Raw genomic sequence first — 24,730 nt, 5'->3', positions numbered from 1 at the left:
GACGGTGTCACCGCCACGTCACGGCGGCGGCCGGTCCTAACGCACCAGCACCGGGAGCGCGTCGAGGCCGTAGACGATCGACACCTTCCGGAACGCGAGCTGGTCCGGTTCGACCGCGAGGCGCAGGTTCGGGAACCGGCGGATCAGCGCGGGATACGCGGCCCGCAGCTCCATCCGGCCCAGTTCGGCGCCGACACACCGGTGGATGCCGTAGCCGAACGCGAGGTGCGAGGACGGGTCACGGGCCGCGTCGAAGCTTTCCATGCCGTCACCGAGCGCGGCGTCGCGGTTGGCACCGGACAGCGACACGATCACGATGTCGCCCTCGCTGACGGAGACACCGCCGATCTCCATGTCCTCCTTGGCGAACCGCGGGAAAGCCATCTGCACCACCGTGAGGTAGCGCAGCAGCTCCTCGACGAACCGGTGCACCGCGTCGTCGTCCCCGCGCACCGCGGCCATCGCGCCCTCGTCGCGCAGCAGCACCAGCGCGCCGAGCGCGAGCATGCTGGCGGTCGTCTCCAGGCCGCCGGTCAGCACGCCGTCGGCGAGCCCGGCCAGCTCGCGGTCGTCGATCTCGTCGCCGTGCTCCTTGATTAGCATGCCGAGCAGGCCGTCGCCCGGCTGCTCCCGCTGCTTCTTGACGATCTCGAGCAGGTAGGACAGCGACTCCGACATCGCACCGAGCGAGGCCCCGGCTCCGCCGAACAGGTCGAACCGGGCCGTGCTCAGCCGCTGGAAATCCGCCCTGTCCTCATAGGACACCCCGAGCAGCTCGCAGATGGTCAGCGACGGGATCGGCAGCGCGAACGACGTCCACAGGTCGACCGGGCCCTCGGCGGCGTCCATCGCGTCGAGCTGCTCGGCGATGATCTCGTCGATGCGCGGGGTCAGCCGGGACAGCCGCCGCATGGTGAACTCCGGCGTGAGCAGCTTCCGCAGCCGCGTGTGCACCGGCGGATCCGCGAAGCCGAGGCCACCGGGGTTCTGGTCCTCGGTCACCCCGGCGTTCCCGACGAGGTTGGTGAAGTCGCTGCTGAAACCGTTCGCCTTGCCGAGGACGGCCTTCGCCTCCTCGTACCCGGTCACCAGCCAGGCGTTCATCCCGAACGGCAGGTCGAGCTTGCTGATCGGCGCCTCTGCCCGCTTGGCGCCGAGCTCGGGCAGCGGATCGAGGCCCTCCCGCTTCAACGGCATTAGTGCCGCGTCGGGCAGGAAGGCCATCTTCGACAGGTCGAAGCCCTTCTTCTGTTGGCGCGCAAGGTAACGACGCCCCACCCAGCCGAGGACACGCGTGCGGAGACTCCCCATGGACCCGACACTACCCCACTAGCCCGTACGGCCTACGAGGCCCTTCGTACTGGTCAGCGTCCCGGTGCACCACAACCATTCCCGTGACGACGACATACGGCACCAGTGACTCCCGTCACCCGTCTCGCCAGTCGGCCTGGATCAGGTGACCTGCGCGAGTTCGTCCCGCAGCTCGGCTACGAACGTCCGGAGACGGCCGGACCGGACTTCCGTCGCCCGTGACTCCGCCTGATCGACGAGGCTAGCGGCCTCGCCGAACTCGCCCTGACCGATCCTCACTCGCGCGAGCTTGACAAGCAGATGCGCCTTGGCGCGGTTTCTGTCCTGGCCGAACGTGTCGAACGCGCTCGTCAACCTCGCGGCGGCCTCCTCGAACACTGGCACGGCCCGCCGCCTGTTCATCGTCTGGGCGATACGCATGAGCACACCCCCGGCGACCGAGTCCAGGTGACCCGAAGTGCGGAGAAAGCCCACCGACGGGGGCGGTTCGGCATGAGGGGCGCGGCTTGCCAGTTTCTCCCCTGTTTCGAAACACCCCATGGCTTCGCCGGGACGACCGTCATTGGCCAGCATCCGAGCACTGGCGTAGTGCATGTTCGCACGTTCCAGCGGATAAATGTCCTTATCGGACAGCGCGGCCCGCAGGATGCTCACGCCGTCACCGGGCGAAGTTTTCGCCGTGAAAGACGCAATATCGATCAGTACATGAGCGCGCAGCGACGGATCGCCGCCTTCACGTGCAGCTCGTACGGCGAGTGCCGCGGCTCTGTATGCCTGTGTCCGGCGTTCCGAGTCGTGCAACGAGTACGCGACACGGTCCGCGAGGGACGCCACGGCGCCGGAGAGCGCGGTTCGGGTGCCCACGCTCATCGAGCCGTCCATGAGGCTCACAGCCCAGCGGAGGGACTCGACACCCACGCGGGCGGCCACTTCACCGCCGAGCCGGAAATCCATGGACGTGGCGAAGCGTCCAGCTTCCCGGACCGCGTCGACTTCGGCCATGCCGACGCGTGGCGTGGCCGGAGCAGCGGGAGCGGACAACCCGTCGACCAAGCGGAGAAGGGGCTCTGTCGCGGCGAGACCAGCCGCGGCCATCAGTAACTCTCTGCGATTCACGTCCTCGTCCAAACCGGTGACGCCCAGTGCCCGCTCGTAGGCCCGAACCACTTCGGGTTGCACCCTCCGGACGCCTGTCTCCATATGGCCCAAAGTGGAACGGCTGAAGTGTGTTCGTTCCGCCATCAGGGTAAGACTCACACCAGCTCGCAGACGAGCCTCACGGAGCACCGCACCCATCATCTGTAGAACCTCGTAGACACCTGGACCGTTCCGTTCACAGCCTGTCGTTGGCAGGCTACTCGGAGAGAAGTTCACCGGCTCAGCACTCCACACAGCCCACGAAGAGCCGCCTGTGGCGCACACGGCACTCGCGCCCGCACGAAAGGAGATGAGGCGACAAACGTGAGGAGTATTCGCTGATCCCGATTTGACACTCGTGGAATACTGGACAATGCGAATAGGGAGCACCTGTGACTATCGTAGCGAAAGAGAAGACCGGGCAGAGCCTGATCTCGGAAAAGCTGTTCGACCGGCTGACCAGTCGTGTTCAGATCGAACAGAGCATGGATCGCGAACTGGCCTCCAGGATAACCGACCAGGCTCTCGCGTTCCTCGGAACGTGCGCCGTCTGCACCGTACCACTATCGCCTTCCGTACAGGTTGACATCGGATGGCACACGTTCCTCATGTACACGCGAGAGTATCGGGAATTCTGCACCAAGGTGGCCGGTCGATTCATCGACCACGAACCACAGGATGCCGAAGACAGGTCACCGGCGCTTGCGACCACAGCAACCAATCGTACCGTTACGGAAATTCTCAAAGCGGGGTACGCCGTGGATCAGGAGTTGTGGGGAGTCCTCGCAGCGAAGTGCAACGACGGCGAGAAGTGCCGTGCCTCCGGGAAGGACGGGAACGAGAACACCGATACGAACGACCCAGAGAAGCGATAGCGAATTTCACCGAGAGGACTGATGTGCCAACCACTTACGCGTGGGCCGACCTTCCCGATGCTGTGCGTGGCGCCGTAGAAGCCCACATCGGCCCCGTGATCGAGGCAACGGCAATCACGGAAGGCCAGACCTGCGACGTAGCCACTTCACTGCATGTCCAGAACGGTAAGCGGGTTTTCCTCAAGGGTGTTCGCGGCGTCAGTCGTCGAATGCGTTTCTTACGAAACGAGGCCGCGGCCGGAGACTTGGCTCTCGAATTGACACCGGCGGTCTTGTTCCACGAGGACATCGAGGCCGACAGCGAAGATTGGCTCGTAGTCGGTTTCGAGCACATTGTCGGCCGGGCCGCGAGCCTCGCGCCCGGCTCGTCCGATCTTCCCCTCGTCGCCGCCACGGTGAACAGCATCGCCGAACTGCCCGCGAACGGATTCGGAACCCTCAGCGATCGATGGTCCGGCGGGAGTTCGTGGCATGACCTCGTCAACGCCGACCCCGGCACGACCGCATCCTGGAACCTCCCCGTGAGCGAACTGATCGAGTGGGAGGCGAAGGCGCCGGACGCGGTTCACGGCGACCGCCTCACTCATACCGATCTGCACAAGGACCAATTCATCATCGACAGTACCGAAACCGTCCATGTCATCGATTGGGGATTTCCGGCCGCCGGCGCGTCCTGGGTGGATTCCGCGTTCTTGACGATTCGGCTTGTCGGCGCCGGCCACCGGTCAGCGGAAGCCGAAGCGTGGGCGCGAACCCACCTGCGGCTGTCCGAAGCGACAAACGAGCAGCTAACGTCGTTCGCCGCATACGTCGCGGGACTGTGGAGCTATTGGGCGTCCACCGACGGAGAGCCGGGTGCACCCCAGCGGGCACGGATGGCACGTGAATACGTGGCCTATCGACTTGGAGCCAGGCTCTGAAACAGCCCCACGGAGACACCCGACCAGGTCCACGGGAACACGCACCCGAGGCTTCAGCGGCCGCCGATCTCGTGGTCCGCGGTGATCAGCCCGTGTTTGCTCGCGACGTAGTGGAAGTAGGGCCGTCCCCGGTCGTCCGGTCCGGTGTAGAGGGTCCGCGAGCTGCCGTCCGACCCGGTCGTGACGCCGTTCGTCCTGGTCAGCGTCCCGGTGGACCACAGCCATTCCCGCGACGACGACTTCGGGCGCCAGTGACTCCCGTCACCCGTCTCGTCGGTCAGCTGTTTCGTCATGTCCACCGTGCCGCCGAGTTCGAAGTTCTGGTCGTCGGTCAGGGTGAGCGGCGAAGCGTCCACGGTCAGCGGATAGGACCAGGAATGCCGGTCGGCCGCGATCACCCGCCCGTCCACCCGGGACACCGAGGTCTGCTGCCCGTGGTCGGCCTGGACCAGGTGCTGGGCGTTCGCGTTCCGGGTGATGTCGTCGCTGTTGCGGTAGTCGCGAGTCCGTTCGACGCGGGTGAAGACGCGCCCGGCGGAGGTGTCCAGGTACCCGGCCGTGACGTCGTGGCGCTTCGCGGTCACAGTGGCATTGACGCCGTCAGCGGTGTCCTTCACCAGGGTCGTCTTGTCCGCCACCGGGGCGACGTCGTCCTGCGTCAGCGCCCCGGACGTCCGTTCGGCGTGCTGATCGGTGTACAGGAACAGCGTCGGCACGATGCTCCAGCTACCACCGATGTCCGGCACGGTGAACGACAGGTCGTGGCTGCCACCGTCGACGAGCCGCCCGGCGAACGGCGTGATGTCGAACGTCTCGGCGTGCAGGCTGAACGTGTCGATCGCCACGATCGGCCGCCACAGCGTCGGCACGACGCCGCCGGAGTAGATGTGCGGGAAGGTGTGCACGCCGCCGATCGGCGCGCCGTCGAGCGACGCGTTGGCTTCACGGAACGGACCGTGCCCGCACAGTCCCGCCTTCGGGTACTTCGCGACGACCTCGTCCGGGACGGCACTGAACCACTGCTCGTCGCAGGCACCGCCCTCCAGCGTCACCTCGAGGTAGGCGCGGGTGATGTTGCGCGGCAGGTCCTTCGCGGTGAAGTGGACCGTACCCGCGCCGACATTCGCGTCGGCGTGGCCGAAGCCCGCGACGCGGTCGGGCACCGCGGGCGCCGGGTGCGCGCCGTCGGCCCGGTAGTAGGTGATCGTCACGGTCTGCTCGTACACCCCGGTGTAGACCGCCGAGGTGTAGTTCCCGATCCCGCCGCGGAACGGCTGCGGCGTGCGCAGCAGCGAACTGTAGGCTGTCAGATCCTTGTCGAAGTGGTAGGTGATGGGCCGCCTGCCCTCCCCGCTCGGCTCCTCTGTGGTACCCCACCAGACCTCGGTACCGCCGATAGAGAGATCGCCGATCCGGTCGTACTGCCGCCCGCTGACCGTGACCGTCTGGTCGAGCACGACCTTCGACCACGGGCCCGCGCACTCCTTCGGTGGCGCGAGCGTGCCTTCGTAGAAGCGCTGCGAGCCGTCCGGCGCGTTGGACCGGAACTTGTCGGCCAGTGTCACGGTGCAGTGCGCGGTGTCCGGCCGGGTGACCGCGGGCGCCGGGGTGACCGGATTGTCCGTGTCCCCTTCCAGCACGGGATCCGCCGACGCGACCGTCGGGGCGAACAGCAGCAGGAGGGCAGCGAGCAGGACCGCGAATCTCTTCACGCGCGAAGCCTAGCCAGAACACGGTCCGACGAACGGTGATCGTTACCCGTTCAGCCCAGCAGCTCCGCCAGGATCGCCTTCGCCTGACTTCCCTTGCCGCCGATGTCCTTGCGCGCCAGGAAGACCGGCAGTTCGGCGGGCTCGGCGTCCAGGTAGGGCGCGGAACGGCGGGCGATGTCGGCGGCGTCGGTGCCCAGCCCGTGCTCGACCAAGACGTCGACGACCTCGGCCCACAGCTCGGACGCGTCGATCACGTCGCGAACCGTCTTGACCGCACGCTCGCCCGGCACGCACGGGTCCGCCCAGGTCCACGTGTGCCTCCCGGGTCCCACCGCGATCCGTTCACCGGCGGGCGAATGCACCGTCGCCGTCGTTCCCGGCGGAATCTCGACGTCGAGGACGAACTTCCCGTCCGCGCGGTGCCAGCCCGCATACGCTTCGCCGTAGGGTGTTTCGTGCCGTGCCCAGGCGTGCGCCAGCGCCGCGTCCGGCACCGGCCGCACGACGATCTCGCGGTACCCGGGAGCGCCGGGCGCGAGCCCGGCCACCGTGCGGTGCATCCAGTCGGCCACCGCGCCCAGCGCGTAGTGGTTGAACGAGGTCATCTGGCCGGGGTTGATCGTGCCGTCGGGCAGCATGCTGTCCCAGCGTTCCCAGATCGTGGTGGCGCCCATCGTGACCGGGTACAACCACGACGGGCAGCCCCGTTCGAGCAGCAGGCGGTAGGCCAGGTCCGGGATGCCTGCCGAGGTGAGCGCGTCGGCGATGAGCGGAGTGCCGACGAACCCGGTGCCGATCCGGAAACCGTTGCCCCGCACCAGATCCGCGAGCCGCTCCCCCGCCTTCCGCCGTTGCCCGGCCGTCGGCAGGAGCGCGAACTCCAGTGCCAGCGCGTACACCGTCTGCGCGTCGCTCAGCACCCGGCCCGCCGCCGTGACGTACTCGTTCGCGAACGCGGCACGGGTCCGCTCGGCCAGCGCGCCGTAGTCCTTCGCCTCTTCGGTCTTACCGAGGAGTTCGGCGGTGTCCGCGACGATCTGCGCCGACCTCGCCAGGTACGCCGTGGCGACGACGTCGGGGTCCGCCTTCGCCGCGAAGGGATCGTCCGGTGGCGCCGACGGGTCGAGCCAGTCGCCGAACTGGAACCCGCCCACCCAGAGGCCGTCGGTGCTCACCGCGGTGATCCGGTCCACCCACGCCCGCATGCTCGCGAACTGCCGGGCCAGGATCTCGACGTCCCCGTAATGCCGGTACAGCACCCACGGCACGATCGTCGCCGCGTCGCCCCAGGCGGTGGCGGCCGGGGTTTCGATGGACAGCACGTCCGACAGCACGTCCGGGATCACGAACGGCACCGAACCGTCCTCGTGCTGCTCGGCCGCGAGGTCGGCGAGCCACGAACCGAGGAACCCGGCGGTGTCGTAGAGGAAGCTCGCGGTCGGCGCGAACACCTGGATGTCGCCGGTCCAGCCCAGCCGTTCGTCCCGCTGCGGGCAGTCGGTGGGCAGGTCGAGGAAGTTGCCGCGCATGCTCCAGACGACGTTCTCGTGGAAGCGTTCCAGCGTCGGGTCCGAGCAGCCGAACCAGCCGGTGCGCCGCAGATCGCTGCCGATCACGACGGCCTCGACATCGGCGGGCGCCAGCTCCGGGACGCCCGTGACCTCGGCGTAGCGAAACCCGTGGAACGTCAGGCTGGGTTCGAGCACCACGTCATCGGCGTCCGCGAGCACGTAGGTGTCGGTGGCCTTCGCACCGCGCAGCGGCCGCACACCGAGTTCGCCGTGTTCGAGCACCTCGGCGTGCCGCACGACGATCTCCTGTCCCGCAACGGTTTTCCCCACTTTCAGCCGGACCCAGCCGACGAGGTTCTGGCCGAAGTCGACGAGCGTCCGGCCCGACGGTGACGTCGAGACCGACACCGCGGGCACCACCTCGGTGACCCGCACCGGCGGCCCGTCCGGAGAGACCAAAGTGGACAGATCAGCCTCGACGACCTCCACTCCGTCCACAACGGACCGATGCGTCCGGAGATCGGTGTGCTGCCCGTCGTAGAGATCGTTGTCGAGGACGCCGCTCTCCCGCGCGATCCACCGCTCGTCGGTGCCGATCACCTCGCTCGTCCCGTCGGCGTAGGCGATCTCCAGCTGGGCGAGCAGCGCGACCCGGTCACCGTAGACGCCGCGGTTCCCGGTCCAGCCGAGGCGCCCCCGGTACCATCCGTTGCCCAGCAACGCTTCCAGCGTGTTCTCGCCGGGTTTCAGCGCCGCAGTGACGTCGTGAGTCTGATACCGGAGCCGGTGCGGATAGCTCGTCCACCCCGGCGCCAGCACCTCGTCCCCGACACGGACGCCGTTCAGGGTGACCGAATAGACCCCGTGCGCGGTGACGTAGAGCCGCGCGGACGCGACCGCCCCGCGCGGGGTGAAGGTCCGGCCCAGTATCGGCGCGCGTTCCCCGATTCCGCCGATCCTGGCGGGGGCGACGAACCGCGCCGACCAGTCATCCCCGGCGAGCAGTCCGGTTTCCACTGTGGACGGTGCGCTCCACTCGCTCCACCGCTCGCCCGCGGCGACCCGGATCCGGACGGCGGCGCGGGTCCGGGACGCCAGCGGGGCGAACGGCCAGGCTACGAGGACCTGTTCGGCCGAGTCCACCCGTACCACGGTGTGACCGTTCGGTTCGAGGCACTCTTTACCGCCGAGAACGCATCGGCACAGTTCGACCTCGTAGGCGGTCTGGGCCCATCCGGGGTCGTCGGTACGCACCTGCCAGGACAGCCGCGGTGCCGCGGTGCCGACGCCCAGCGCGTCCTCGTGGTGTTCGAAGCGGACTCGGGTGACGAGCAAGGGATTCTCCTTTACGCGAGGGCGCGTTCGGTTTCGATCTGCTCCAGCGACTTGCCGGAGGTGTCGGGCATGAACAGGTAGCCGACCAGCCCGCTGATCAGCAGGAACAGCGCGAGCAGCGCGGCGACCGGGCCGATCCCCGCCTCGGCGAGCACCGGCACGAAGAAGCTCCAGACGCCGAGGATGGCGCGAGCCACCCCGAAGGTGATGCCCTGCGCCGTGCCACGCAGCATCGTCGGGAACAGCTCCTGGCTGAACACCTTGTAGAAGGCCTCGCCGGCGAGCGCGCCGCCGACCGCGAACATCACCATGTTCGCGATGATCACCGGCACGGTGAACGGGAACACCAGGTACAGCACGAAAGCGACGAACTCGGTGACCGCGCCGGCCGCCCACATCACGCGGCGCGCGCGGTAGCCGCGGTCCGCGAACCGCATGAACCCGGCGGCGGTGACGATCGCGGTGACCACGAAGCTGGAACACGACAGCGCCACGCTCGCCGCCTGCGTCCCGGCGTTGAGCGTCTTGATGATGTACGGGGTGAAGATCCCGGCGGTACCCGCGGCGAGGTTCCAGAACAGGTAGATCGTCGCGGTCCAGACGAGCGCCTTGAGGTGGGCGCCGGTGAACAGGCTCCGCAGCCGGTGCCGCACGGCGCTGTCCGAAGTGGACATCTCCGCCGCCGTCCGCCAGCGCGCGGACTCGGCCAGGTTGCGGCGCAGCGCCCAGGTCACCAGCGCGACCACGAGCAGATGCGCGAACACGATCCGGATGCCCAGCAGGCCGAGCGAGGACAGCGCGAGCGCGAGCAGCAGCACCACGATCGGCCCCACGCTCCACGCCACCTGGGTGAGCCCCAGCAGTTTGCCCCGCGCCTTCGCCGGGGAGAACTCGCCGACCAGTGCCAGCGACGTCGGGACGTCGGCGCCGACGGCGACGCCGACCACGAACGTGCCGATGAAGAGCATGGGCGCGTTGACCGACAGCGCGATGCACAGGATGCCCGCCGCGTAGACCAGCAGGTCGTACTTGTAGATCCGCTTACGGCCGAGCTTGTCGCCCAGCCTGCCACCGATCAGCGCGCCCACCGCGCAGCCCAGCGCGTTCGGCCCGATCGCCGCCAGCGCGCCCACCGCGCCGGCGGACAGTCCGAGATACGCCTGGAACAACGCCAGCCCCGCGCCGAGCGCGACGATCGACCCGGCGTCCAGATAGGACGCCATCCCGGCCAGGACGGTCCAGTTCCAGTGCCTGCGGCTGACCACCTCGCCGTCAGGGGCCGGAGTGACGCCGACTGCTTCGGGGGAAGTCATGGGATCTCCTAGTCGCCGTTGAGCTAGGCCTGATCATTTTTGAAACGTATCAATCGTCCGGTGCGCACGAGAGTAACCACTGTTTTCGCGGCGGACAAGGTGTACCCGGGTAACGATGAAACCTCTCCCGGGAAGCAGGAAGCGAACGGCGCCGAAGACACCGTCACATCATCGCGGCTCGTACCGCCGTGGCGGCCGGACTCGCGCGATCCGGGCACGCATCGTGGCCAGATCACCCTCGACGGCGCCGTGCGCGCGGGCCTGGACGAGCACGTTGCCCAGCGCCGTCGCCTCCACCGGACCGGCGAGCACCGGCAGGCCACACACGTCCGCCGTCAGCTGACACAGCAGGGCGTTGCGGGCGCCGCCACCGACGACGTGAACGACGTCGATGTCCTTGCCGGACAAGCGAACCGCGTCGGCCAGTGCGCGGCGGTAGGCCTCGGCGAGGCTGTCGAGCACACACCGGGTGAACTCCGGCGGGTCGCGGGGCACCGGCTGCCCGGTCTCCCGGCAAGCCGCCGCGATCCGGCCCGGCATTTCGCCCGGCGGCAGGAAACGCGGATCATCGACGTCCACAATGGACTTTCTGCGCAGCCGTGAAGCCGCCTCCAGCAACGGTTCGACCTCGGCGATTCCCCAGACCCGCTGGCATTCCTGCAGCAACCACAGACCGGTCACGTTCCGCAGGTACCGGACGGTGCCGTCGACACCGAGTTCGTTGGTGAAGTTGGCTTTCCGGCTTTCCTCGGTGAGCACCGGCGCGGCCAGCTCGACGCCGACCAGCGACCAGGTGCCGGAAGAGATGTAGCCGAACCGGTCCGTGACCGCCGGGACCGCCGCGACCGCCGATGCCGTGTCATGGGACCCCACGGCGTACACCGGTGTCGAGCCGAGTTCCTCCCTCGTCGTCCCCGCCCGGTCGCCGGGCGACCGCAAGGGCGGGAACTTGCCGACGTCGATATCCGCCCGCTCCGCCACCGCGGCCGCCCAGTTCCCGGTGCGCGGATCCAGTAGCGCGGTGGTGGACGCGTTGGTCCGCTCGGTGCCCAGCTCGCCGGTCAGCCAGTAGGTCAGCAGATCCGGGATGAGCACGATCCGCGCCGCCTCGGCGGCACGGCGGTCCGCGGCGAGCTGGAACACCGTGTTGAACGGCAGGAACTGGATCCCGGTGGCGGCGTAGAGGTCCGGCACCTTCGCCAGCACCGCGCCGGCGACGTGCTCGGTCCGGCGATCGCGATAGTGCACCGGATTGCCGAGCAGCACGCCGTCGTCGTCGAGCAGGCCGTAGTCGACCGCCCAGGAATCGATCCCGATCGCGTCGACGGGCCCCGCCGCACGCAGCCCTTCGAGGACCTCCCGGTACAGCGCCAGGATGTCCCAGTGCAGTGTTCCGCGGACCTCGACCGGGCGATTCGGGAACCGGTGCGCCTCGGTCGGTTCCAGCCCCCGCGTCAGGTCGCCGACCATCACCCTGCCGCTGGACGCGCCGAGATCGACCGCCGCGAACCTCATCGCAGGACCGTCATCGTAGAAACGCCGCCGCGACCCCGGCGTCCACCGGCACGTGCAGCCCGGTGGTGTGCGACAGTTCCTTGCCCACCAGCACGAACACGGCGTTCGCGACATGCTCGGGCAGCACCTCGCGTTTGAGGATCGTGCGCTGAGCGTAGAACGCGCCCAGTTCGGACTCCTCGACGCCGTACACCGCCGCACGTTGCGCGCCCCAGCCGCCGGCGAAGATCCCGGACCCGCGCACGACGCCGTCCGGGTTGACGCCGTTGACGCGGATGCCGTGCTCCCCCAGTTCCGCGGCCAGCAGCCGCACCTGATGGGCTTGATCCGCTTTGGCAGCCCCATAGGCGACATTGTTGGGCCCGGCGAACACCGCGTTCTTGCTGACGACGTAGACGAGATCGCCGCCGATGCCCTGGGCGACCATCGTCCTGGCCGCTTCCCTGGCGACGAGGAACGACCCGCGCGCCATCACGTCGTGCTGGACGTCCCAGTCCTTTGCGGACGTTTCGAGCAACGGTTTCGAGATGGACAGCCCCGCGTTGTTCACCACCAGGTCGACGCCGCCGAAAGCCAAGGCCGCCGCCGCGAACGCGTTCCTGACTTGATCCTCGTCGGTGACGTCCGTGGTGACCGCGATGGCTGTGCCCAGCTCTTCCGCGACACTGCTCGCGGCCTCGGCGTCGAGATCGGCGACGACGACGCAGGCGCCTTCGGCCGCGAGCCGCCGGGCGATCGCCTTGCCGATGCCCGAACCGGCGCCGGTGACCAGCGCGACCCGGCCGGTCAGCGGTTTCGGGGCGGGACGGCGGCGAAGTTTGGCCTCCTCCAGCGCCCAGTACTCGATGCGGAACTTCTCGCGCTCGTCGATCGGCGCGTACGTCGACACCGCTTCCGCGCCACGCATGACGTTGATCGCGTTGAGGTAGAACTTCCCCGCGACCCGCGCCGTCTGCGCGTCGGCGCCGAAGGAGAACATCCCGACGCCGGGCACCAGCACGATCGCCGGATCGGCGCCTCGCATCGGCGGCGAGTCCGCCTCGGCGTAGCGCTCGTAGTAGGCGCGGTAGTCCTCGCGATAACGCTCGTGCAGCTCCTTCAACCGCGTGATCGCCTCGTCCAGTGGCGCGGTGGGCGGCAGATCGAGGACGAGCGGGCGGACCTTGGTGCGCAGGAAGTGGTCTGGGCACGACGTGCCGAGCGCGGCCAGGCGCGGATGTTCCGAGCGGGCAAGGAAATCGAGGATCGGCTCGGTGTCGGCGAAGTACCCGATCTGCCGCCGGTCGGTGGACGCGAGCCCGCGCAGGACCGGGGCGAGCTCGGCGGCACGTCCCCGGCGTTCGGCCTCCGGGAGCGCGCCGTAGCCGTCGAGTTCCGGCCCGAACGGCTCCGGTTTTCCGTGCTCCGCCAGGAATTCCGCGGCGGTGCGGATGATTTCGAGCGAGCGGGCCTCGGCCTCGTCGCTGGTTTCGCCCCAGGCGGTGATGCCGTGGCCGCCGAGGACACAGCCGATCGCCTGCGGATTCCCGGCCTTGACGCGGGCGATGTCCAGGCCCAGCTGGAAACCCGGCCGCCGCCAGGGCACCCAGACGACGCGATCGCCGAAGCACTGTTCGGTGAGCTTCTCGCCGTCAGCGGCGGTGGCGAGCGCGATCCCGGAGTCCGGATGCAGGTGATCGACGTGCGGCGCGTCGACGAGCGCGTGCATCGCGGTGTCGATCGACGGCGCCGCGCCACCCTTGCCATGTAAGCAGTAGTCGAACGCGGCGACCATTTCGTCCTCACGCTCGACGCCAGGATAGACGTCCGGCAGCGCGCGCAGCCGGTCCAGCCGCAGCACCGCCAGCCCGGCCTCGGTGAGCGTCCCGAGATCTCCCCCGGATCCCTTGACCCACAACAATTCCACGGGTCGCGCGGTCACCGGGTCGACCGCGGACCCCTTCGCCGAGGTGTTGCCTCCGGCGTAGTTCGTGTTGGCCGGGTCGGCGCCGAGCCGGTGCGAGCGGGCGAGCAGTTCTTCGACGGGCTTCGGTGTCACGCGCCCCACCCCGCCTGGTTCCCGCCGACGCGGTTCGCGGCGATGCGCTCGCCGTACCCGGACCGCCGGTAGGCCGCCACCGGATCCGGGTCGAGGCCCTGCTCCGACCGCAGTTCGGCGAGCATCGGCCGGACGTCGGTGTGGTAGGCGTCCATGAACACGTCGTGCGCGGCGAGCACGTCACCCGAGTACTGCGCGGCGGTGAGCGCGTCGCGGTCGATCAGCAGCGCCTTGGCGGTGGCCTCCTGGACATTGCACACCGAGCGGATCTGGGCGGGGATCTTGGCCTCGATGTTGTGGCACTGGTCGAGCATGAACGCGACGCCGGTCTCCGGGTCGAGCCCGCCGCCGCGGGCCACCTCGGCCATGATCCGGAACAGCTGGAACGGGTCGGCGGCCCCGACCATGAGATCGTCGTCGGCGTAGAAACGGGAGTTGAAGTCGAACGCGCCGAGCTTGCCGTCGCGCAGCAGCACCGCGACGATGAACTCGATGTTGGTGCCCGGCGCGTGGTGCCCGGTGTCGAGGCAGACCTGCGCGCGGTCGCCGAGCCGCAGGCAGTGCGCGTACGCGGTGCCCCAGTCGGGGACGTCGGTGGTGTAGAAGGCGGGCTCGAACAGCTTGTATTCCAGCAGGAGCCGCTGATGCGCGCCGAGCCGTTCGTAGACCGCGGCGAGCGCCTCGGCGAGGCGGTCCTGACGCGTGCGGATATCGTCCTGGCCCGGATAGTTGGTGCCGTCGGCGAACCAGAGCTTGAGATCGCGCGAGCCCGTCCGGTCCATGATGTCGACGCAGTCGAGCAGGTGGTCGAGCGCCTTCCGCCGGATCACCCGGTCCGGGTTCGCGACACTGCCGAGTTTGTAGTCGTCGTCCTGGAACACGTTCGCGTTGACGGTGCCGAGGCGGATTCCGGCGGACTCGGCGTATTTCGCGAGCCTGCCGTAGTCGTCGGCGCGGTCCCACGGGATGTGCAGTGCCACGGTCGGCGCGACCCCGGTGAAGGCGTGCACCTGGGCGGCGTCGTCGATCTTCTCCTCCACGGTCCGCGGCACGCCGGGCTGTGTGAACACCTTGAACCGCGTGCCCGAGTTGCCGTACGCCCACGAAGGAGTCTCGATCCGTTGTCCCCGTAGCCGTTCCTTCACCACCGTCGCCGGTACCACCATGGTCCGCTCACCCCGGTCTTCGTGTTTTGAAACGTTTCACTCGCATGGTAGGCTCGCGCTCTCCTCCAGAGCAAGGGGCCAGATGGTCGGAATCAAGGATGTCGCGAAACGCGCGGGCGTCTCGATCGGCACGGTGTCCAATGTGGTCAATCGGCCCGAGGTCGTCTCGGCGGCCACCCGCAACCGGGTGCTCTCGGTCATCGAGGAACTGGGCTACGTCCGCGACGAATCGGCACGGCAGCTGCGCGCCGGGCGCAGCCGCATCATGGCGCTGGTGGTGCTGGACCTGGGCAACCCGTTCTTCGTCGACGTGGCACGCGGGGCCGAGGAGGCCGCGCATGCCCACGGGCTCAACATCATCACGTGCAACAGCGGCCAGCGGACCGAGCTGGAGGCCTCCTACCTCGCGATGCTCGCGGAACAACGCGTCCGCGGTGTCCTGCTGAGCCCGGTCGACACCTCCGGCGAGGCATTGCAGGCCTTCCGGCGCAGTGGAATCCCCTACGTGTTGGTGGACCGCAAGGTGCCCGCCGACGAGGCCAGCTCGGTGTCGGTCGACGACGTCGCGGGCGGCGCCCTGGCGGGACGTCACCTCGCCGAAACCGGACATCGGCGGATCGCGTTCGTCAACGGACCGACGTTTCTGGCCCAGTGCCGGGACCGGGAGGCCGGACTCCGGTCCGCTTTGGACGGTGCTTCGGTTTCCCTGTCGGTGCTGGAGGCATCCGGCCTGGACTTCGCCTCCGGCCGGGACGCCGGGGCGCGGCTGCTCGGGATGAGCCCCCGGCCGACGGCGGTGTTCTGCGCCAACGACCTCCTGGCGCTGGGGGTGCTCCAGGCGATGGTCGGGGCCGGGGTCAAGGTCCCCGGGGAGATGGCGATCGTCGGCTACGACGACATCGAGTTCGCCGGAGCGGCGGCGGTGCCGCTGACGTCGGTGCGGCAGCCCGCGCGCCGCCTGGGACGCACCGCCGCCGAACTACTGCTCGCGGAGACCTCCGACGGCGCGTCGGTGGAGCACCAGGGCGTGGTCTTCGCCCCGGAACTGGTCGTCCGCGAATCCACCCGCATCCGGCTTTGACACGCCCCCTGTCCTTTGTGGACTTCAGTACGTGAGGGCGCTGAGCGCCGTGAAGGACCCCTTCACCGCATTCGATGTGCCTCGCAGTGGCGCGCGGGGACGTAACTCGCGTGATTGAGCACGTAACTCATGTGATGGGAGACGGTCCGGCTCTGGTCACGCGAGTTACGGGTCTGGTCACGCGAGTTACGCGTCCTGTCACCGGGGCTGCTGTCGGTGGTTTCCGGGTGACGTGCCGGGTCGGGGGCACGGCACGTCACCCAGGCGTCTCAGCCGCTCTGCGCGGAATCGCCGAGGGCGAGGGCGACGGCACCCAGCAGCGCCGCGTCCTGGTCGAACCGGGCGGCCACCAGTTCCGGCGGGAACGGCGCGGCGTGGGTGAGGCGGTCGCGCAGGGCGGGCAGCAGCAGATCCGCCGAGCGGACCAGGCCGCCGCCGACCGCGATCCGCTGCGGGTCGAGCGCGATGGCCAGGTTGGCGACGTGCATGGACAGCTCGTCCAGTGCCGCCGTCACCAGTTCCTTGGCCTCCGTGTTCTCCCTGGCCAGCCCGAACAGCTCGCCCGCGGTGACCGGACGGCCGAGCAGGATGCTCGCCCGGCCGCCCAGCCCACGTCCACCGACGGCTTCCTCCAGCGGCGCCGCTCCGCCGGCGAAACCCTCGGTGTCCTGCGGCGAGAGCAGGTTGTACCCGATCTCGCCCGCAGCCCCGTTGGCGCCGGTCAGCAACCGGCCGCCGACCAGTACCGCCGCGGCGATCCCGGTCCCCAGCGAGAGGAACACGGCCGGGTCGGCCCCGGCCAGCGCTCCCCACTTCCACTCCGCCAGCGCCGCCGCCTTCGCGTCCGTGCCGACCGCGATCGGCACCCCGGTGAACTCGGCGGCCACCAGCTCACGCAGGTGCAGCCGTTCCCAGCCCGGCACGTTCGGCGCGAGCAGGATCTCCTCCGGCAGCACGATTCCCGGGCTGACGACACCGATCGCGGTGATCCGGTCCGTCGCGCCCTCGTCGGCCAGCAGGCTCTTCGCCCCGGCGAGCGCGCGCGTCACCACCTGATCGGCCCCCGCCTCCGCGTCGGTGTCCAGCCGGCGCGTGGCCAGCAGGGTCCCGTCCCGGTCGGCAAGCCCCAGCGCCACTTTCGTGCCGCCGAAGTCGATCCCGAGAATCAAGTCCGCGCCTGTCACTCCCTGGTCCCCTCGATCCGCGGCGCCAGCGCCGCGCCCTGTTCGTCATGATGGCCGGAACCGCCCGCGCCGACCACGATCCGGCCTGTGTTGAACCCGTCGACGCTGACCACCGGCACCGCGCCCTTGAGATCGGCCGCCTTGTAGGTCACCGTCAGCGTCTGCGACTGGCCCGGCCACAACGTGATGTCGTTGTCGTCCCACGTCGCCCGCGCCAGCTGGTTGTCGCCGGACGCCTCGTGCCCGTCCGCCGTCCCGCGGCGCACGTCGGCCCGCAGGAAGAACCCGACCGCCGGGGTCTTCGACGTGTTGGTGACGGTGACCGTGGTGACGGTGTCGTCCCCGTTCGGGCCCGGCGCGGCCTTCGTCACGGCCTTCGCGCTCACCTGCGACTTCGGCAGGTCCTGCAACGCCTGCAGGTTGGCGTACTGGCTCATCGTCGCCTGCGGCTGCGCGTCGTTCGGGCCTTCGAGGGTCTTGGCCCAGTCCACCACGTCCTTCTGGGTGGACATCCAGTACACGTTCCGGTCGACGACCTTCCCGCCCTGCTTGACCTGCAGCTCCACGAAGTACGTCTGCGCCTTCGCCGGTGGCTTGGTCTCGGCGGGGACCTTCGGCTTGAGGACGCCGGTCTTCACGGCCTGGCTGCCCAGCGAGATCCCGTCCGCGGTCTGGTCGTCGAGCACCTTGCCCGCGGTGTCGTACACCTTGGCCTGCACCGAAACGCCGCCCTGGTGGCCCGTGCCCAGGTTGTCCACGGTCACCGTGCCGGTGTCGTAGCCGTACAGCGCGTGCAGCGGCTTGTTCGCCTTCTTGGCGCCGTAGAACGAACCGGCTTGGTCACCGTCGTTGTTGTACAGCGACCAGAGCAGCGTCGGCCAGCCCTTGTTCAGCTGCCAGTACACGACACCGGTCGCCGGGTTCTTCTTGTCCGTCGAGTGGTGCAGGAACGACTCGAACTGCGAGCGGGTGTTCTCGTAGTTCGCCAGCTGGGCGAGCTTCACGTACGACTCGAGCGAGTCCCACTTGCCGTACCGCTCGGTGATCGACTTGTCCAAAGTGTACAGAGTGCCGAAGGCGTAGCCGCCGTGCCCGGATTCGAAGTTGGCGTGGTACTGGTTGTATTCCGGATCGGTCCACAGTTTCCGCTGTTCCTCGGGCGAGAGGAACCGCTTCAACGAGTCCAAAGTGGGCACCGTGTGCCCGGCGCTCTGCTCGCTGGCGAAGCCCCACGCGCCACCGGCGTTGGTGCGGCTCTTGTCCTTCTTCGAGTAGTTCGTGGAGTACCAGTAGGTCGGCGGGACCCAGTCGTACGGTCCCTCCTTCTCCCCGGACACCCCGAGCGTCGGCGTGCTCTTGTATTCCGCGGACGCCACCAGCGGGACGTCGAAGTCCGACTCCTTGAACGCCTTCAGCGTCTCGCTTTCCTGGCGCGGCACCGGTTCGTTGTCGCTCCAGCCGTAGTTGAAGACGCTGGGGTGGTTCCGTTCCATCTGCCCGATCGTGTAAGCCGAATCGTGCATGATCCGGTAGTCGCGGTCGGTCAGCTTCGCCGCGTCCTCCGGCTGCCACGCGTCACAGCACAGGAACCCGCCGATGATCAGCAGCCCGGCGCGGTCGGCCTGGTCGTAGAAGTCCTGCGGCATGTCGTGGCCTTCGAGCCGGATGCCGTTGAGGCCGAGGTTCTTGATCAGCGCGATCTGGTGCGCCGCGTCGGCCTTGTCGTAGCGGAGGAACAGGTCCGGCGCGTACCCGCCACCGCGGAACACGAAGTCCTTGCCGTTGATCCCGAACTGACGCGCGCCCTGCGGCAGTTGCGGGGACTTGCCGACCAGCCGCGAATTCACCGTGCGGATACCGAAGGTGCTCTGCGACGACGTCGAGACCACGCCGTCCTGGGAGACCGAAGTGGACAGTCCGTACAGGGGCTGGTCCCCCATCGAGTAAGGCCACCACAGCTTCGGTTCGCTGATCTTCAGCGCGCCGAACTTCGCCGGAGTGAACGTCACGGTCTGCTTCGAGTTCGCCGGCACCTTCACGGTCTGCTTGACGACGATCGGCGCTCCCCCACCGGCGGGCGGCGTGACGGTCGCGGACACGTCACCAGTCTGCGCGGCAGGCGAGTTGTTGGTGACGTCGACCTTCACCGTCAGCGACGAACTGCTCATGTCGGCGGCGTTCGCCTGGACGACGTGGGCGTTGTCACCGGTGAGCGCGTCGGAGATCTGCAACTGGGGAGCGAACTGGATGCCGGTGTTGTTGTCCGGCGGCAGCTGGCCCCAGTCGACCGTGTCGACGGTGTACATCGTCTTCGGGTCGTTCGGGTACACCTTGACCGCCAAGGTGTTCTTGCCCTGCCGCAGCAGCTTCGTGATGTCGAAGGTGTGCCCGGCGAAGGCACCGCTGACAAGGTCCTTGCCCGCCACCTGCGTGCCGTTGACCCAGACGTCGCCCTCACCGACGATGCCAGGGATGGTCAGCTTCGCGTTCTGCCCCTGCTTGAACGCGGGCGTGAAGTCGGTGCGGTACCACCACGGATCCTTGAACGGTGCCGTGGTGACGGGGCCGAGCTTGTCGATGTACCCGAAGCATTTACGCATGTTGTCCGCGTAGAACACATCCGGGCACTTGCCGTTTTGTACCAGCGCGTTGATCTCGGTGCCGGGCGCGCCTTCGTCATCGGGTTTCACCGGCAGCCAGCCCTGGGTCGCGTAGCCGGGCGTGGAGACCTTGTCCCCGCCGTCCTTGACGCTCGCCGTGGTGAGCACCTGCCAGCCTTCGGTGCCGATCTTGGCAGGCTGTTGCCTGACCGCGGCGACGGCGTCGCCCTGATCCTTGCCGGAGGTGTCGGCGGACGCCGGAGCGGCCACGGACAGCACCCCCGGCACCAGGATCAGCGCGGCGCAGGCCGCGACCCGTGCCTTGAATGTCCTTGTCATGCTTCGGTTCCCTTGTTCTCGGTGACACCGGCGGTGAGGAACGTTTCGCGGATCTCCTTGGGGCCGAACGGCCACGTCTTCTCCGCCCTGGCCCAGACCAGGAAGATCAGCAGGCCGAACACGACCCAGCCGATGGCGAGGTACTTGCTGAACGAATCGTTGGAGAAGACGAAGATGTAGAGCCAGCCGATGGCGGCGACGATCGTCGGGACGGGGTACAGCCATTGCCGGTACGGCCGTTTCAGCCCCGGTTGCCTGCGCCGCAGCACGACGATCGCGGCTACCTGCGAAAGCGACTGGAGCAGGATCAGGCAGGCCAGCGCCGCGTTGATCACCTCGGAGAGGGAGAACAGCGAGAACAGCGCTGTCAGGAAGCCCATGGTGATCACGCCGAGCGTCGGCATGTGCAGCTTGGGGTGCAGTTTGCCGAAGGCACGCAGGAACACCTTGTCCCGCGCCGCTTCGTACGGCACCCGTGAACCGCCGAGCAGCCCGGCGAACACCGAGCCGATCGCGGCGACGACGATGAGGATCGTGAGCGTCTTGGCGACACCCGAGCCCCACGCCTGTTCCAGCACCGTGGACGCGACCGACGTCGCGCTCTTCAGCTCTTCCAACGGGATCGAGCCGAGTACGCCGACCTGGAGCAGGAAGTAGAGGCTCATGATGCCGAGGATCGAGAACACGATCGCGCGCGGCAGTGTCTTACCCGGCGCGCGGACCTCGCCGCCGAGGTAGGCGGCGGTGTTGTAGCCGAGGTAGTCGTACACCGCGGTCAGCAGGCCGGAGGCGAGACCGGCCCAGAACGCGCCGCTCGGGAAGCTGAACGCGCCGGGGGTGAACGCGAACGCCTGGCCGGCGTCGAAGTGCGAGAACGCGGCCACGATGACGGCCAGCGCGGCGAACAGCATGACCACGAACAGCACCGTGGTCAGCTTGCCGATCTGGCCGATCTTGCGGAACAGCGCGAGGACGATGACGAGCACGATCGCGATGCCGACGATCTTGCCGAGCGGCGACACCCCGTTGCCCTCGACCACCGCCGGGAACAGGTAGCCCAGGTACTGGACGAGGCCGATGATGCCCGAGGACATGATCAGCGGGATGAACAGCACCGCGCTCCACACGAACAGGAACGGCATCATCCGGCCGGTCCGGTACTGGAACGCCTCACGCAGGTAGATGTAGGTGCCGCCGGCGCCGGGCATCGCCGCGCCGAGCTCGGCCCAGATCAGGCCGTCGGCCAGCGCGATGATCGCGCCGACGATCCAGCCGAACATCGCCTGCGGACCACCCAGCGCCGACACGACCAGCGGAATCGTGACGAACGGGCCGATCCCGCACATCTGTGTCATGTTGATGGCCGTGGCCTGCAGCGGGCCGATCCTGCGCTCGAGGCCGGCGGGCGGCGGTGGTGCCGCCGTCCCGGGGTCCCCCGGCCGGGTGGGTGAACTCACGTCGTGCCTCCGTCCGATAGTTAGTAAAGTTTCTTAACATAAATCAGGCGGGTGAGGAAGACCTCACTTCGTAAAGTTGCGGCAATGCGAGAGACGAGGGGCGGGACTGACGTGGCCGACAAGGGGCCGCAGGTGGGGACGCCGGCCGGGATGCGCGAGCTGAACCAGCGCCTGGTGCTGGAAAGACTTCGCAAACAGGGCGCGGCGACACGACCGCGGATCGCCGGGGACACCGGTCTGTCGAAACCCACGGTCGGGCAGGCGCTGCTCGATCTCGAACAGCACGGGCTGGTGCGCGCGGCGGGGCACAGCGTGCCGGGCCCCGGCCGGGCCGCGGTGGTCTACCAGGCCGCGCCGGACGCCGGGCACGTCGTCGGCGTCGATATCGGCAGGCGCTCGATCCGGATCGCGGTGGCCGATCTGGAGGGCAGCATCGTCGCCCGGCTGGACGAGCCCAACCGCTGCCGTTCGGCGGGGGCGCTGATCAGGACCGTCCGCGACAGCGCGGCCAAGGCGGTGGCCGAAGCCGGGCTCTCCCCCGCCGACGTCGTGTCGACGGTCGTCGGTACCCCGGGCATCCCCGACCCGCGCACCGGCACCGTCCACCGCGCGCCGAACCTGCCCGGGTGGGAACGCAAGGGGCTGCTGCGCGAACTGGAATCCGCGCTCGGGCCGGATCTGGTGGTGGAGAACGACGCCAACCTCGCCGCGGTCGGCGAGCACGCGCTCGGCGCGGCACTGGGCGTGGACGTCCTGGTGTGCCTCACCGTCGGCACCGGCCTCGGCCTCGGCGTGCTGATCGGCGGCAAGCTGTTCCGCGGCGCGAACGGCGCGGCGGGCGAGATCGCCGACCTGCCCTACGGTCAGGATTCCACGGCACGAGCGCGGCGGCCCGGCCCGATGGAGGACGCCGCGGCCGGGCACGCCGTCGTCGCCGCGGCGCAGGCACGCGGTCTCGCCAAGGCTCGCAGCGCGAAGGACGTCTTCGCGCTCGCCCGCGCCAGGAACCCGGCCGCGCTGGAGGTGGTCGAGCAGGAGGCGGTCAAGCTGGCCTACGTCGTCGCCTCGGTGACGGCGGTGCTCGATCCCGGGCTGATCGTGCTCGGCGGCGGCATCGGCGGCAACGCCGATCTGCTCGCCGGGCCGATGCGCGAGGCGCTCGCCGCGACGACGCCGTTCGCCCCGGACATCGTGGCGGGTCAGCTCGGCGAGGACGCCGTGCTGGCCGGGGCGATCGCGACCGCGCTGGACACCGCGCGCGACCTCGTCTTCGACCGGCGCGAACAACGCCGCGCCGCGCGCGGGGCGTAGCACGGGAGATTTCACCCCGGCGTGCCGAGGAGGCGGTTGGCGCCCGGTTTCGGTGACCCCATAGGGTTTTCGCGGCTGCCACCCGGAGGTGAACCCGAAACGTGCCCGAGGTCGACTACTACGACGTGCTCGGCGTGGGCAGGACGGCGTCGCCCACGGAGATCAAGAGCGCCTACCGCAGGCTGGCCAAGACGATGCACCCCGACGCGGGCGGCACGGTCGGCACGTTCCGGATGCTCCGGGAGGCCTACGACACGCTGAGTGACCCCGCCCTGCGCGCCGGGTACGACGCGGGCGCCGCCGTGGCGCGCACGATCCGCGTTCCCGCGCGGCCCCGGCCGCGACGCCGGTTCGGCGAGGAGCCCGGGTTTGTCCCGGAAACCCCCGATCTCGCCCCGGAAGAGCTGGACTGGTGGGATTTCGCCGGTCAGGACGCCCGTGTCCGGCACGGCCGCCGTCGCGGGCCGGGACACACGCCGGTGGTCCTCGCGGTGGGCGGGATGGTGCTGGTCCTGCTCCCCCTGCTGACGGGGGTCGAGTTCTCGGCGCCGATGCTGATCGTGTGGCTGCTGCTGACCGCGGGCACCGCGGTGCTCATCGGTCACCTCGCCCGCGGCTACCTGCGGGTGTCCCGCGCGCGGGAGGCGTACGCCGAGGAGTTCGGCGGGCGGCTGGTGTTCGGCACGCCGGGCGGCGAACCGGACGAACTCGCCCAGCGGCTCACCGCCGACCTGCTCGCGCGGTACTTCACCCGGCTGCCCGGCGCGCGGATCTTCCACGGTCTCGCGTGGCCGGGATCGGTGTTCGCCGACGTCGACCACGCCGTGCTGTGCGGGAAACGGCTGGTGCTGATCGAGTCGAAGACGTGGCTGCCGGGGCACTACGAGACCGACGACGACGGACGGCTGCTGCGCAACGGCCGGACCTTCCTCGGCGGCGGCAGCAGGCTCGCCGAAAGCCTCGCCGCCTACCGCGACCTCCTGCCGGGGATCACCCTGCGCGGCGCGATGGTGGTCTATCCGAGCCGCTCCGGCGAGCTGACCACCGAGGACCCCGGTGACCTCCCCTCCCCGCCGATGACGCCGGAGGCGTTCCTGCACGAGATCGGCGCCTGGCTGTCGGCCGAACCGTCCACTGTGGACCATGAGGCGCTGCGCGCGGTGCGTGCCCAGGTGACCGGCGCGACTACTTCCCGGTGATGACGCCGACCGCGACGCCAAGCGTCGCGGTGTTGTAGAGGAACGCGAGCACGGTGTGCGCGAGCACCCGCCGCCGCACCTTCGTGGTCAGCGTTTCGACGTCCGAGACGGCGAAGGAAGTGCCGAGGGTGAACGAGAAGTAGACGAAGTCCGGGTAGGCAGGGCGTTCCGTGCCCGGGAAGTCCAGGATCCGCTCGGGCAGGGCGGCGTAGTAGTCGCGCGCGTACCGTTCCGCGTAGCCGAAGTGCAGGATCGCCCAGGCGAGCAGCACCGCGGGCACGGCGAAGACCTTCGCCGCCGTGGCCTCCTCGGCGGTGTCCCCGCCGACCACGATCGTCAGCGCCGCGCCGACGCCGGTGAAACTGGCGAACAACGTGAACAGCAGGGCGCTGCGGCGGTCGGGCAGATCCTTGAGCCATTCGCTGGGCTCCCCGGCCTGCCGTTTGCCCGCGCGGAGATGGCCGACGCGGATCGCCAGGTAGACGACGGCGAGCAGATCCCACAGCGCGAGGTAGAGCAGTTCGTCGTTCACGACCGCGATGACGATGCCCAGGATGACGAGCGAACCCTCGATGAACCTGGAGACCAGGCGCGAAATCTTGCGGAGCACGCTCGGAGAGTAGCCACGCTCCGGACCTCCCGCCTGTCGAAGCAGCCGGGTCCTGCACGTCGCGAACGCCTCTCGAACGTCGTGAAGGGGGCCTTCACAGCGCTCAACGCTGTGAA

The 24,730-nt window shown here is 69.0% G+C and carries 17 protein-coding genes; 5 read left to right on the top strand and 12 right to left on the bottom strand.

The window, feature by feature from the left end:
• Positions 1 to 36: 36 nt before the first annotated feature.
• Complete coding sequence (locus tag ACFWY9_RS07665) at positions 37 to 1,311, bottom strand: cytochrome P450 (protein WP_378338433.1); 1,275 nt, start codon at positions 1,309 to 1,311, stop codon at positions 37 to 39.
• A 141-nt stretch (positions 1,312 to 1,452) separates the two neighbouring features.
• Positions 1,453 to 2,607, bottom strand: a complete 1,155-nt coding sequence (locus tag ACFWY9_RS07660) for a helix-turn-helix domain-containing protein (RefSeq protein WP_378338500.1) — start codon at positions 2,605 to 2,607, stop codon at positions 1,453 to 1,455.
• A gap of 233 nt (positions 2,608 to 2,840) precedes the next feature.
• Here ACFWY9_RS07660 and ACFWY9_RS07655 point away from each other — a divergent pair, with 233 nt between their 5' ends.
• Together ACFWY9_RS07655 and ACFWY9_RS07650 are read left to right on the top strand one after the other, a co-directional pair.
• Positions 2,841 to 3,323 (top strand): glycine-rich domain-containing protein, encoded by a 483-nt coding sequence (locus ACFWY9_RS07655; RefSeq protein ID WP_378338432.1) that lies wholly within the window; start codon positions 2,841 to 2,843, stop codon positions 3,321 to 3,323.
• 23 nt (positions 3,324 to 3,346) lie between these two features.
• Positions 3,347 to 4,243, top strand: coding sequence for a hypothetical protein (locus ACFWY9_RS07650; RefSeq protein ID WP_378338431.1), 897 nt, complete (start codon positions 3,347 to 3,349; stop codon positions 4,241 to 4,243).
• Between the two features lie 53 nt (positions 4,244 to 4,296).
• On the opposite strand, the gene ACFWY9_RS07645 is transcribed toward ACFWY9_RS07650, so the two are convergent.
• The 6 genes from ACFWY9_RS07645 to rhaI all read right to left on the bottom strand — a co-directional run bounded on the left by ACFWY9_RS07645 (position 4,297) and on the right by rhaI (position 14,833).
• Positions 4,297 to 5,955 carry a peptide-N4-asparagine amidase gene (locus ACFWY9_RS07645; protein WP_378338430.1) on the bottom strand — a complete coding sequence of 553 codons (1,659 nt, stop codon included), beginning with the start codon at positions 5,953 to 5,955 and terminating at the stop codon, positions 4,297 to 4,299.
• 50 nt (positions 5,956 to 6,005) lie between these two features.
• On the bottom strand, positions 6,006 to 8,801 hold the full coding sequence (locus ACFWY9_RS07640) for a family 78 glycoside hydrolase catalytic domain (protein WP_378338429.1): 2,796 nt from the start codon (positions 8,799 to 8,801) through the stop codon (positions 6,006 to 6,008).
• An 11-nt stretch (positions 8,802 to 8,812) separates the two neighbouring features.
• Positions 8,813 to 10,114, bottom strand: a complete 1,302-nt coding sequence (locus tag ACFWY9_RS07635) for an MFS transporter (RefSeq protein WP_378330677.1) — start codon at positions 10,112 to 10,114, stop codon at positions 8,813 to 8,815.
• Between the two features lie 168 nt (positions 10,115 to 10,282).
• Complete coding sequence (locus tag ACFWY9_RS07630; RefSeq protein ID WP_378338428.1) at positions 10,283 to 11,629, bottom strand: rhamnulokinase family protein; 1,347 nt, start codon at positions 11,627 to 11,629, stop codon at positions 10,283 to 10,285.
• A 10-nt stretch (positions 11,630 to 11,639) separates the two neighbouring features.
• The gene (locus ACFWY9_RS07625) at positions 11,640 to 13,667 is read right to left on the bottom strand and encodes a bifunctional aldolase/short-chain dehydrogenase (RefSeq protein WP_378338427.1); all 2,028 of its coding nucleotides are present in this window, start codon (positions 13,665 to 13,667) and stop codon (positions 11,640 to 11,642) included.
• Positions 13,664 to 14,833 carry an L-rhamnose isomerase gene (gene rhaI, locus ACFWY9_RS07620; protein ID WP_378338426.1) on the bottom strand — a complete coding sequence of 390 codons (1,170 nt, stop codon included), beginning with the start codon at positions 14,831 to 14,833 and terminating at the stop codon, positions 13,664 to 13,666. The genes ACFWY9_RS07625 and rhaI overlap by 4 nt, the downstream gene beginning before the upstream one ends.
• 82 nt (positions 14,834 to 14,915) lie before the next feature.
• Between rhaI and ACFWY9_RS07615 the strand changes: the two genes are divergently transcribed.
• Positions 14,916 to 15,914, top strand: a complete 999-nt coding sequence (locus ACFWY9_RS07615) for a LacI family DNA-binding transcriptional regulator (protein ID WP_378330673.1) — start codon at positions 14,916 to 14,918, stop codon at positions 15,912 to 15,914.
• A 269-nt stretch (positions 15,915 to 16,183) separates the two neighbouring features.
• Here ACFWY9_RS07615 and ACFWY9_RS07610 read toward each other — a convergent pair whose 3' ends face one another.
• Genes ACFWY9_RS07610 through ACFWY9_RS07600 form a run of 3 tightly spaced genes read right to left on the bottom strand, consistent with a single transcriptional unit; the run spans position 16,184 to position 21,494 of the window.
• Positions 16,184 to 17,098 (bottom strand): ROK family protein, encoded by a 915-nt coding sequence (locus ACFWY9_RS07610; protein ID WP_378330672.1) that lies wholly within the window; start codon positions 17,096 to 17,098, stop codon positions 16,184 to 16,186.
• Positions 17,095 to 20,037, bottom strand: coding sequence for a beta-mannosidase (locus ACFWY9_RS07605; protein ID WP_378338425.1), 2,943 nt, complete (start codon positions 20,035 to 20,037; stop codon positions 17,095 to 17,097). Before ACFWY9_RS07605 ends, ACFWY9_RS07610 begins: the two co-directional genes overlap by 4 nt.
• Complete coding sequence (locus ACFWY9_RS07600; protein ID WP_378330670.1) at positions 20,034 to 21,494, bottom strand: APC family permease; 1,461 nt, start codon at positions 21,492 to 21,494, stop codon at positions 20,034 to 20,036. Before ACFWY9_RS07600 ends, ACFWY9_RS07605 begins: the two co-directional genes overlap by 4 nt.
• Before the next feature lie 84 nt (positions 21,495 to 21,578).
• Between ACFWY9_RS07600 and ACFWY9_RS07595 the strand changes: the two genes are divergently transcribed.
• Positions 21,579 to 22,805, top strand: a complete 1,227-nt coding sequence (locus ACFWY9_RS07595) for an ROK family protein (RefSeq protein WP_378330669.1) — start codon at positions 21,579 to 21,581, stop codon at positions 22,803 to 22,805.
• A gap of 101 nt (positions 22,806 to 22,906) precedes the next feature.
• Entirely contained in the window at positions 22,907 to 24,004 is a 1,098-nt protein-coding gene (locus ACFWY9_RS07590; protein ID WP_378330668.1) for a DnaJ domain-containing protein, read from the top strand.
• Here ACFWY9_RS07590 and ACFWY9_RS07585 read toward each other — a convergent pair.
• Complete coding sequence (locus ACFWY9_RS07585) at positions 23,991 to 24,614, bottom strand: DUF1345 domain-containing protein (RefSeq protein WP_378330667.1); 624 nt, start codon at positions 24,612 to 24,614, stop codon at positions 23,991 to 23,993. The genes ACFWY9_RS07590 and ACFWY9_RS07585 overlap by 14 nt on opposite strands.
• Between the last annotated feature and the right edge of the window lie 116 nt (positions 24,615 to 24,730).

It is taken from the genome of Amycolatopsis sp. NPDC059027 (assembly GCF_042739735.1).
Lineage (GTDB): Bacteria > Actinomycetota > Actinomycetes > Mycobacteriales > Pseudonocardiaceae > Amycolatopsis.
Note: the sequence above shows the minus strand (reverse complement) of the source record. Positions and strands in the feature narration are given on the sequence as shown.

Coding starts and splice junctions, on each gene's coding strand:
- ACFWY9_RS07665 (WP_378338433.1), bottom strand. CDS start 1,311: ATGGGGAGTCTCCGCACGCGTGTCCTCGGCTGGGTGGGGCGTCGTTAC.
- ACFWY9_RS07660 (WP_378338500.1), bottom strand. CDS start 2,607: ATGGGTGCGGTGCTCCGTGAGGCTCGTCTGCGAGCTGGTGTGAGTCTT.
- ACFWY9_RS07635 (WP_378330677.1), bottom strand. CDS start 10,114: ATGACTTCCCCCGAAGCAGTCGGCGTCACTCCGGCCCCTGACGGCGAG.
- ACFWY9_RS07630 (WP_378338428.1), bottom strand. CDS start 11,629: ATGAGGTTCGCGGCGGTCGATCTCGGCGCGTCCAGCGGCAGGGTGATG.
- rhaI (WP_378338426.1), bottom strand. CDS start 14,833: ATGGTGGTACCGGCGACGGTGGTGAAGGAACGGCTACGGGGACAACGG.
- ACFWY9_RS07615 (WP_378330673.1), top strand. CDS start 14,916: ATGGTCGGAATCAAGGATGTCGCGAAACGCGCGGGCGTCTCGATCGGC.
- ACFWY9_RS07605 (WP_378338425.1), bottom strand. CDS start 20,037: ATGACAAGGACATTCAAGGCACGGGTCGCGGCCTGCGCCGCGCTGATC.
- ACFWY9_RS07595 (WP_378330669.1), top strand. CDS start 21,579: ATGCGAGAGACGAGGGGCGGGACTGACGTGGCCGACAAGGGGCCGCAG.